This window comes from Pyrinomonas sp. (assembly GCF_040289685.1).
GTDB lineage: Bacteria > Acidobacteriota > Blastocatellia > Pyrinomonadales > Pyrinomonadaceae > Pyrinomonas.
On the sequence record NZ_PSLQ01000089.1, the window covers coordinates 1 to 10,027 of the forward strand.

The following is a 10,027-nucleotide window of genomic DNA, read 5'->3' on the forward strand; positions in this document are numbered from 1 at the left end:
ACATGTTACGGTAACATGCTGCGAAACGGACATCAATGCTGTAGCGAGGGGGTGCGGTGTATCCCTTCAATGAATTGAGGGGGATTACAGCCCCTCGCGCCCCCCGTTTTTCTAAAACTCCGAACTCGGCTGAACAGGCAAGGATTCGAAGATCAGCTCGAAACAAACGTCGCGCTCAAACTGTCAGCTCGATCTCCTCGTCCTCGACCAGATAGGGCGAAAGCGCTTGTCTGCCAAGCCGGCTCGCGCCGCCGCAACTGCCGCAACCGTTTGGCGCAGGAGTCGAGTTGATCACGGGCAGCACAAGCGAATGACGGGTCTTCTGCAACGGCACGGGTCTGCCTTTGGCGTAAACCGGATGGCGTCCATGCTCCTTGTACCATTTGGCCAGATCAGCCGTTTTGTGCATGTTCTCGATGATCTGCCGCCAACCGACGCCCGTGTTGTAGGCGCAGAAAGAGATTTCGCCTTCCTGCGTCCCATACGGGATGACGCACATCTCTGTGCGGCGAAAATCGTAGGTGAACAGGTCTTGGAACCACATCCCTTCGACGCACAGGACGCGCCACACGTCGTTCGGATCGTCGGGGCGCTGCGCTTTCATGCGATCGTTCCGATCGCTATTCGAGCTTGTGGAACTTGGCCGGAACAGATTGATGATCTGCGAAACAGGGAAGCCAGCAGGAGCGCGTTTGGCATCGTAGTTGCGCAAAATGGTCAGCGCAAGCTGGGCGGTGGTGAGTTTTCGCCCGCGCGCCGTGTCGGTGATCAACGCAACGTCACGCATGAACTGTTCATAGTCGAAGAACTCGAACAGCGGCATCCATTGGCCTGTGCGACGGTTGACGACAAGCAGCGTGAAGATGCCGCAATTCGGATGGCAATTGCAACTGGACCAGCCCCATGGCGCATCAGCGCCTTGCAGCATGTCCATCACGCTCGTAAAGGCTGAGTAGGATGAGAGCGGGAACCAATCGCGCATCGGTTCCAACCGCCCGCCGAGTTGACGCTTGAGGTCGTGCGCCATGCACGCGAGCGTGTAGCGATGGCGGCGACGTTCTTCATCGCCGATGTCTTCGTCGCGCCCAGTGAAGGAGACGGGTTGGAAGGCGATGGTTTGAATCTTGTCGATGTTCTTGATGGCGAATTCGACGATCTGACCGATGGCGTCGTTGTTGATCTGGTTGACGATGGTCGTCACGAGCGTGATCTTGATGCCGACGCGCGCCAAGTTCTCGATCGCTTGCAGCTTGACATCGAACAAGTTGCCGACCCCGCGATGGCGATTCTTCTCTTCGGAGACACCGTCGAATTGCAGGTAGACGCCGTGCATACCGGCCTCTTTGGCCGCGCGGCAGAATTCCGGGTCTTGGGCAAAGCGGATGCCATTGGTCGCTGCAAGGATGCGGTAGAAGCCGATCTTTTTGGCGTAAGCGACCGCTTCCAGAAAGTGTGGCGAAAGGGTCGGCTCGCCGCCCGAAAAAAGGATGATGATCTGACGACGCGGTTTGAAGCTGACGGCCCGATCCAAAATGGCTTTGATATCATCGAAGGACGGTTCATGGACGTAGCCGACTTGGTTCGCGTCCATGAAGCACGGGTTACACATCATGTTGCAGCGGTTTGTGAGATCAACCGTCAACACAGCGCCGCGCCCGAATTTGATCGTCGAGGTGCCATGACGATGCACGTGAGCATCTTCGGCGGCGCGAAAGTCACGTCCGAAGAAGAGCGATTCGATCCGGCGCAAAAAAGCGGCATCGGTCGAAAGCACGTCCGCGAACTCGCCGTGAGCGGGACATGTTTTGCGGATGATGATGCGCCCGTCCTCTTCGAGGAGCTGCGCTTTGATCTCACCTGGGTGGGCGTGCATCAAGGTGTCAAGCGAAAGTTCGCCGCGGATAACGGCTTCGCGCACCTGTTTGACACAGGTCGGGCAGAGCGAATCGGTTTCACGCGGAAATCCGAGCGGCGGACTGGTCCGCTCGTAAGACTTCAAGAGCGGTCCCGGCGCCCATTTGGGGCGCAGCGCTTCTCCTTCGGGCAAGCGCGTGTTCACGGCTTGAAAGAGTTTCCACGCCGCGTTCGACAGGGTCGAAAGCAGCGCTGAGCCGCGCACGCCGTTCAACCGGCCCCTGAGCGATTCGTTGCGCCGAAAATGGTCGCTAAACACTTCGTCGTTTTCCTCCTGTGTCAAACATGAAATCGAGATAGTGCCGTCGGTCGCCTTGCATCGGTCAACAGCGGGAAATAATAATGGCTTTCCACCCTCGAGGCAAGGATCAAAAGGCGCGTCGAAGCCGCTTCGGCGAACCTTTGGCGTTCAACATTAGATGAGATGAAAATTCATCCGACAGCCATCATCAGCCCGCGCGCAGAGATTTCGTCCTCCTCGATGATCGGCCCTTATGCCGTTATCGAGGAGGATGTCGTCATCGGCGATGGATGTGAAATCGGCGCGCACGCCGTCATCAAACGTTTCACGCAACTGGGCCAGCGCAATCGCGTCGGCGAACACGCCGTGTTGGGCGGCGAACCGCAAGACGTGAAGTTTCGCGGCGAAGCGAGCCGACTCGTCATCGGCGACGACAACGTCATTCGCGAGTTCGCGACCATCCATCGCGCTTGCGGCGTGGGCGAAGCGACGCGCATCGGTTCGCGCAACTTTATCATGATCGGCGTGCACGTCGCGCACAATTGCCAAGTGGGCGACGATAACATCTTCGCCAACGGCGTGGCGCTCGCTGGACACGTCGTGGTCGAAGATCACGTCTTTCTCTCTTCCAACGTCGGCGCGCACCAGTTCGTCCGTTTCGGGCGGTACGCGATGGTCGGCGGAAAGTCGAAGATCGTGCAGGATGTGTTACCATTCTTTATAACAGATGGGAATCCGGCGCGCGTGCGCGGAGTCAACGTCGTCGGGCTTCGGCGCGGCGGTTTCAGCGCCGCGGAGCGTTTGAATCTGCAGCGCGCCTTCAGACTGCTCTTCCGGTCAGATTTGAGCCTGGAAGATACTTTGGCGGCGCTGCACGAGATGAACGACGCAAACGTCGCCCATCTGTTAGACTTCATCCGGTCCTCAAATCGCGGCTGGACGCGCGCTGCGCGCAAAGAGAGCGGCGCGCGCTAACAGCACGAGAATCGAGGTCCGGTGACGATTGCTCGGCGCACGAGATCGCCGCAGATGCGTGACGACGGCGACGCTCTTCTGCATGATGAGGTTTCATGACGCAACGGAAGATCACGGCTGCGGAATTGGCTGAACTAGTCGGTGGACGATTGCGCGGCGACGGCGCGACGTTGATCGAGCGCGTGGCGAGCTTGGACGCGGCGGGCGAAGGCGAGATCGCTTTCGTCGAGAACCAGCGCGCTGCAGAGCGAGCTGCGAAGAGCGGCGCTTCCTGTTTGATCGTCCCTGCAGGGGTGGAGTGTCGCGCTCCGGCGTGCATCGAGGCGGAGAATCCGAAACTCGCCTTCGCCTTGGTCGCCGCGGCGCTCCACCCGCGGAAAAGGCCCGCTCCCGGAGTGGACGCGACAGCATGGGTTGCCGCCGACGCGCGCATCGCGATGAGCGCTTACATCGGCCCGTATGTGCGCATCGGCGCGGGCGCAGTGATCGGCGAGAGGGTGGAAGTACACGACGGCGCCTCGATCGGCGCAAAAGTGCAGGTAGGCGACGATTGCGTGATCCATCCGAACGTCGTCATCTACGATGACGTCGCGATTGGAAATCGCGTCGTCCTTCATGCCGGTGTCGTCATCGGCGCGGACGGTTTCGGCTTCGTGCGCGCGGCGGACGGTTACCATAAATTCCCGCAGCTCGGTACGGTCATCATCGAAGATGACGTCGAGATCGGCGCGAACACTTGTGTGGATCGCGGCGCCTTGGGCGCGACGCGCATCGGTCGTGGGACGAAGATCGATAATCTGGTTCAGATTGCGCACAACGTGCAGATCGGCGCGCGCGTCGTCATCGCTGCGCAGACTGGGATTTCGGGCAGCACCGTGATCGAAGACGATTGCGTCATCGGCGGACAAGTCGGCATGGGGGATCACGCGCGCGTTCAATGCGGTGCCGTTATCGGTTCAAAGGCTGGGATCTTGCCGGGCAAGATCGTTCGAGCGGGAGCGGTGGTGTGGGGCATTCCGGCGCGCCCGCTCGATGAGTACAAGCGGCTGAATGCCCTTTGGGGCCGCCTTCCAGAGATGCGCGCCGAGATCGAAGAGATTCGCCGAAAACTGCGCGAACTGGAAGAGCGCGCGCAAGATGCGACGCGCGATTGAATGAACGTTCACGAACTGCAAAGAGCGCGCGCAGCATGCGATCTGAGGTTAAACGAACGAAGGCCGGGCGGCGATCGATCACGCCCGATGAAAGTTGAGCGCCGATGTCAGGATCGCGCCGTGCGCGTTCTTCTCTGCGTCTGGTTGCCGTCGCCCACACGCGCTTTGCGAGGGCGTTGCTTCGTTCCCTGTCGCCATCTTCGCAGGCAGACTGTGCCGCATGGCGGTCACCGCCTCGTCTCCTGTCGCTCTGACTTCAACACGCGTCTGGCGACACGGTTCTCTTGATCAACTCGCTTTGACCGAAGCGCCTCTCGTTGAATCTTTTCTATTGGTTCGCCCTCGTCTCACCGTGCGCGCGTCCCCGTTTAGCATTGTGCGGGCGAAGCGGAATCATCGGGCGTCGTGCCGGCTTGGTTGAAAGATCGCCAGCGGCGCACGGCTTGGATGATGGCCTGCGCGGCGCGAGCGCTTGCGCCGTCGGTGCCGAGCTTCGCTTTGGCGGCACGTAGTTCGGCGCGCATCGCGCCGTTAGCAACAGGATCGAGCAGCGCGAGGATGTGGCGCGCTAGGTTCTCCGGCGCGAAATCGTTTTGAATCAGCTCCGGCGCGATCCTCTTTTCAGCGATGAGGTTCACCAGCCCGACATCATCCGTTCGGATGAGCCGCCCGAGCGTATGCCAGTTGATTGAGGATTCGCGGTAGACGATGACGAGCGGCGTTTCGAGCAGCATCGCTTCCAAAGTCGCCGTGCCGCTGGCGACGGCTGCGACGTCGGCTGCGGCCAAAGCATCGTAGGTTTCATCGTGCACGATGCGCAGCAGGCGTGGCGAGCGTGTGCGCTCCGCGGTGAGGCGCATGAGTTCAGCGCGTGTGCGCGATGGAGCGAGCGCGACGACGAACTGCGCGTCCTTCCTGCAACGTTCGATGATGAACGCGGCGTCAAGCATGGGCGGCAAGATGCGCTGGAGTTCCTTGCGGCGGCTGCCCGGAAGCAGCGCGATCAACGGGCGGGTGGGATCTAGGGCGTGAGCGCGACAGAATTCGGCGCGCGTGCGACCGGCGCGCACCTCGCCGACCAAAGGATGCCCAACGAACTCAACGTGCGAGATACCGCGCGCCGCATACCATGGCAGCTCGAAAGGCAGAATGGAGAGCAGCAGATCGATGTCGCGCGCGACGTAACGCACGCGCCCTTCGCGCCAAGCCCATAGCTGCGGGCTGATGTAGTAGATAACGCGCACGCCGGCGCGCCGCAACGCCCGCGCAAGACGCAAATTGAATTCCGGCCAATCGACGAGGATCGCTGCATCCGGGCGACGTTGATATGCCGTCTCACGCAGCTGTTGGTAGGTGCGCCAAAAACGCGGCAGCGCACGCGCCACCTCGAAGATGCCCATGATCGCTAGATCGCCGTCATCGGCGGTCGGTTCGACGCCGCAGGCGCGCATTCGCGGTCCGGGACGACCGAAGAATTCGAAGTTCGCTTCGGGAGCCGTTTGGCGCAGTGCTGCCACGAGCGCCGCGGCATGCGCGTCGCCGGATGCTTCACCAGCGACCAACATCAAGCGGAAAGTCTCCGTCACGTTCTTGGTGGCGGTTGGCATCGCGAGAAGCACGATCATACATCGGGTGCAGAGCTGTAAACCAGCGATCGTGTTGCGCAAAATCGGATCATGGTTGCGGCCAAGGAATACGAACGCGCGAAGTTCGTGGACCAATGCAGGCGCAGCGCGTCCGCCTGATGCGCGCGTACATTTTGTCTTCCATAGGTTCGCGTGCTAGCATCAGAAGCTTTCATCGCAAGGGAAGAGGATGTCACGCTCGCGTTTCGACAACAGTGCTTCGTGCGACGCCGACGCCATCTGGATGAAAGTTTTGGTTGTGTGTGTGTGGTTCGCGCTCTCGCTCGGCAAAATCGCCGCGCAGCAACAGAACCAGGTCGAGCGTCAAGTCGCTAATCCAATCACCGACACGCCGAGCGTCAATCCGCTCACGCAGGACCAAACGCTTCGTCCGCGCCTGCCGATTCAAGTCGGAAAAGAGGCGAATACCGAAGAGCTGACCGTAGATGCCGATCGGTTCAGCGTCGCCGGACCGCCTGAAAAGCGCGTCTTCGTGTATGAAGGTAACGTGGACGCGCGCATCGGCGTGTATCGTTTGCAGGCCGATAAGGTGACCGTGTACGAAGCGGAGAACCGCGTCGTCGCCGAAGGCAACGTCGTCTTCGATCAGCAACTCGAGCGTGGCGCACAGCGCATCACGGGGACGCGCGCTGAATGGAACTATGCGACCAAGACCGGGTACTTCGTCAACTCCACCGGATTCACGAATCAAACGCAAGACGGCACGATCCTCTACTTCACGGCCGAGCGCGTCGAAAAAGCAAGCGCCGATTTGATCGTCATCACCAACGGCGAGATCACGGCTTGCGATGAAGAAGTGCCGAAGTGGAGCTTTCGCGCTCGGCGAGCTGAAATCCGGCTGAACGATCGCGTGCGCTTGAGGTCGCCGGGTTTTTACGTCAAGGGCCTACCGCTTCTTCGTTTGCCTTATGCTTCGGTCCCGATCAAACGACGGGATCGCGCGTCGGGCTTTTTGACGCCTACTTTCAGCGCTTCCGGCAGCAAAGGAGCGCGCTTGTCGAACGCTTACTACCTGACGCTCGGACGTTCGGCTGATCTGACCTTGCGCGGAGACATTTACACGGCGCGCGGCATTGGATTCGGCGCTGACTTGCGGACGCGCGCCAACGCGCGTTCGTATCTGAACGCTGGCTTCTTCGCCGTCAAGGATCGGCTCTTCGGGAAGAAAGCTGGACCGGATGCCCCCGATCAAGGCGGGTCGAGCTTGTACGTCGAAGGCGTTCACTATTTCCCGAACGGTTTCCTTGCCGTCGCGGATATCGATATCACGTCGAATCTGGCTTTCAGACAGGTCTTTTCCGATTCGATCCAGCGCGCGGTCTCGCCCGAAGAGCGCTCACAGGTCTTCATTAATCGCAACTTCGATGACTACAGTTTGAACCTTCTTGCCAACACGCAAGTCATCACGCTCTCCGGCATGCGCATCCGCACGCGCCGTTTGCCAAGCATCTCGTTCGAAAAGCGTCCTTCGGTCTTGCGCGCGCTCGGCCGCTTGCCGCTCTACTTCTCGCTCGAAAGCAGTCTTGATGGTGTGAGCCGCAAAGAGACGTTCGACGCCCCGACGCTGCTTGCGTCGAATCGAGTGAGAAACGCCATCGTCACGCCATCCATCGTCCAGCGCCTCGACCTCTTTCCGCGCTTCGACATCCCGCTCCATTTCGGCGGTTGGTCGGCGACCGTGAGAGCCGGAGTGCGCGCAACCTACTACTCGAACTCGCTCGATCCGGCGACGCGACTGGTTTCAAGCCGCGACCTCGTGCGCGGTTATGGCGAATTCGAGTTCGACGTGCGACCGCCAGCCTTGGCGCGCGACTTTCGCAAAAGCGATGGCGCGTTCCGCTTCCGCCACGTGATCGAGCCGTACCTCGCTTACCGCCGCATCATCGGCATCGAGGAGGATTTCCGTCGAATCATCCTCTTCGATGAACTCGATGCCGTCGCCGATACCAACGAGATCGAATACGGCGTTGTCAATCGGTTCTTTGCGCGCCGTTCGCCAGAGACTCCTGACGGTAAGCCGCTCGACAAACAAGATGGCGGCCAGCCTTACGAAACTTTGTCGATTGCGGTTCGCGGCAAGTACTTCTTCGACCCCTTTTTCGGCGGCGCGCTCGTGCCAGGACAACGCAATCAGTTCTATCCGATCAACACCTTCTCCGGTTTCAGTTACGGCGGCGTGCCGCGACGCTTCTCACCGATCAACTTCGAAGTCCGCTATCGTCCGCTCTACCGACTTTTCACCGATGCGCGGCTTGATCTCGATCCCAATGGCGACGGCGTGCGCGCGCTCGCCGTGACGACCGGCGTGGATCGGCGTCTCGTAAAAGCCTATCAAACCTTCTACTACACGCGCGCCGTTGGGCTATCGCCGAGTTTGCGTCAGTACGCCGATGAGCGGGGTAAAGAGCCGGGGACGTTGCAGGGATCGCAGTGGAGCCCATCGCTGTTCATCGGCAACACGGAGCGAGGGTTGTTTGGTGGCGCAGCTTTCTTCTTCGATTTTCAAAACCGTCCGGGCAAGGGGAGCTCCTCGCTGATCAGCTCGACTTTGACGCTCGGATACGCTTTTGATTGCTGCGCCATCACCGTGCAGAACTTCACGTTCAATGTCGGAGTGAGACGCGAGAACCGCTTCGTCTTCAGTTTTCGCCTGAACGGCATCGGCACCATCGGCACGGAACAGATCGGCCAACGCTTCCGCTGAAAGCTATTGTTCAGAGGATTTTCGGGATCCCTACATCTAGTGAGTTCAAGCGCGCCGCGCGCCTTTTGCGCGGCCTCTCTCGTCCTAAAAAGGGTTCGAGTCCACTATCGCGCGCGAGGAGGCTTTGTGTCATCGTGTGGCCATGACGTGCGCAGCCTCGTTGTTGGCCGATGATGCGTACGATCTGAAGCGCTTGTCATTACCTGCTCATCGTCGTGCAGTCGTGAGTTCGCTGGTCGGTCAAACCTTTCTTTCTTCGCTTCAACTCCCCTCTCATCATGTGGCTATGAGAGCACTGCTAGCTGCTTCATGAAGCCGATCGCGATCAATGGTCTGTCTCGTCGCGGCGCAGCCCTTTGTTGGCCACATTGCGGGATCGTCTTTTTGTGGTCCATTTAGGTCTTGACATTCCGTCAATATTTTCTCATCATCACAAACTCGTCCGTTGCAACGCTGGTTGACATCACTCGGGAGGGTTTTATGTTCAGATGAAAACGCTCGGAAGGCAGCTTCTCGTCGAACTGTTCGACTGCGACAGAGATCTCCTTAACGATGCCACGCTTGTCAAACAAGCCCTACTCGATGCCGCTCAAGCCGCAAACGCCACCGTCGTTGACGCGGTGCTTCACAAATTCAGTCCGTATGGCGTTAGCGGCGTCGTTGTCATCGCCGAAAGTCACATCGCCATCCACACGTGGCCTGAGTACGGTTACGCCGCGCTCGACATCTTCACTTGCAGCGAGACGGTGAACCCGCACTTGATCATGCATCTGGTCGCGCACCGCCTCAGCGCAGGCAGTTGCGAAGCGACGCTCGTCGAGCGTGGCTTGGTCGGGCGAAAGTATCCAGTTGCGTGCTGTGTTGAATAAGCTGGACCTGAGGGGCTAGGATGGCGAGGGGTGGATAGGCCATGACCAAGGAGGAGAAGCCTGATAGGGACTGGAAAGAATACAACGAGCACCTCGTCCAGCGGGGGGAGATCTTGCTCGATGTGGAGAGCTTGCAGGGTTGGCAAGAGGAACTCTTTGAGATGAACCTGGGGAAGAACGGGCGACCGTTCCGCTATCCTCATAGCCTGATATTGTTCTTAGGGACATTGCGCGTGGTCTTCGGTCTCCCCTATCGTTAACTGGAGGGTGTTGCCCGGAGATTGAGAAAGCGGATCTCCATCCCCACCCCGGACTACAGCACTCTCTCCTTGCGCCTCCAAAAGCTCGAGCTCGATCCAGATCTGGGCTACAAGCCTCAAGTAGAGGAGGAGGTAGTGATCGCTGTGGAGAGCACAGGGATCAAGGTCACCCATCGTGGGGAGTGGATGCGCAAGAGACGGAAAGGCTCCATCAAGATCCATGTGGGGGGCGATACCAAGACGAAGCAGGTGGTCTCACTGGAA

General features: G+C 59.5%; 7 protein-coding genes and 1 pseudogene. 6 read left to right on the top strand and 2 right to left on the bottom strand.

Annotated features, from left to right (window positions below; all coding sequences use genetic code 11):
• Positions 1–175: 175 nt before the first annotated feature.
• Positions 176–2,173 (bottom strand): radical SAM protein, encoded by a 1,998-nt coding sequence (locus C4334_RS13730; RefSeq protein ID WP_352432659.1) that lies wholly within the window; start codon positions 2,171–2,173, stop codon positions 176–178.
• Positions 2,174–2,338: 165 nt separating this feature from the next.
• Between C4334_RS13730 and lpxA the strand changes: the two genes are divergently transcribed.
• Both lpxA and lpxD read left to right on the top strand, forming a co-directional pair.
• Positions 2,339–3,130: an acyl-ACP--UDP-N-acetylglucosamine O-acyltransferase gene (gene lpxA / locus C4334_RS13735; protein ID WP_352432660.1), complete on the top strand. Its 792-nt coding sequence runs from the start codon at positions 2,339–2,341 to the stop codon at positions 3,128–3,130.
• Between the two features lie 95 nt (positions 3,131–3,225).
• The gene (gene lpxD, locus C4334_RS13740; protein ID WP_352432661.1) at positions 3,226–4,284 is read left to right on the top strand and encodes a UDP-3-O-(3-hydroxymyristoyl)glucosamine N-acyltransferase; all 1,059 of its coding nucleotides are present in this window, start codon (positions 3,226–3,228) and stop codon (positions 4,282–4,284) included.
• A 368-nt stretch (positions 4,285–4,652) separates the two neighbouring features.
• On the opposite strand, the gene lpxB is transcribed toward lpxD, so the two are convergent.
• Positions 4,653–5,909, bottom strand: a complete 1,257-nt coding sequence (gene lpxB / locus C4334_RS13745; protein ID WP_352432662.1) for a lipid-A-disaccharide synthase — start codon at positions 5,907–5,909, stop codon at positions 4,653–4,655.
• A gap of 190 nt (positions 5,910–6,099) precedes the next feature.
• On the opposite strand from lpxB, the gene C4334_RS13750 reads away from it, so the two are divergent.
• The 4 genes and pseudogenes from C4334_RS13750 to C4334_RS13765 all read left to right on the top strand — a co-directional run.
• Positions 6,100–8,634, top strand: a complete 2,535-nt coding sequence (locus C4334_RS13750; RefSeq protein WP_352432663.1) for an LPS-assembly protein LptD — start codon at positions 6,100–6,102, stop codon at positions 8,632–8,634.
• Between the two features lie 488 nt (positions 8,635–9,122).
• Positions 9,123–9,503, top strand: a complete 381-nt coding sequence (speD, locus tag C4334_RS13755) for an adenosylmethionine decarboxylase (RefSeq protein WP_352432664.1) — start codon at positions 9,123–9,125, stop codon at positions 9,501–9,503.
• 41 nt (positions 9,504–9,544) lie between these two features.
• Positions 9,545–9,763: a transposase gene (locus tag C4334_RS13760; protein ID WP_352432665.1), complete on the top strand. Its 219-nt coding sequence runs from the start codon at positions 9,545–9,547 to the stop codon at positions 9,761–9,763.
• A 21-nt stretch (positions 9,764–9,784) separates the two neighbouring features.
• A pseudogene (locus tag C4334_RS13765) lies at positions 9,785–10,027 on the top strand (IS5/IS1182 family transposase); the annotation flags it as partial.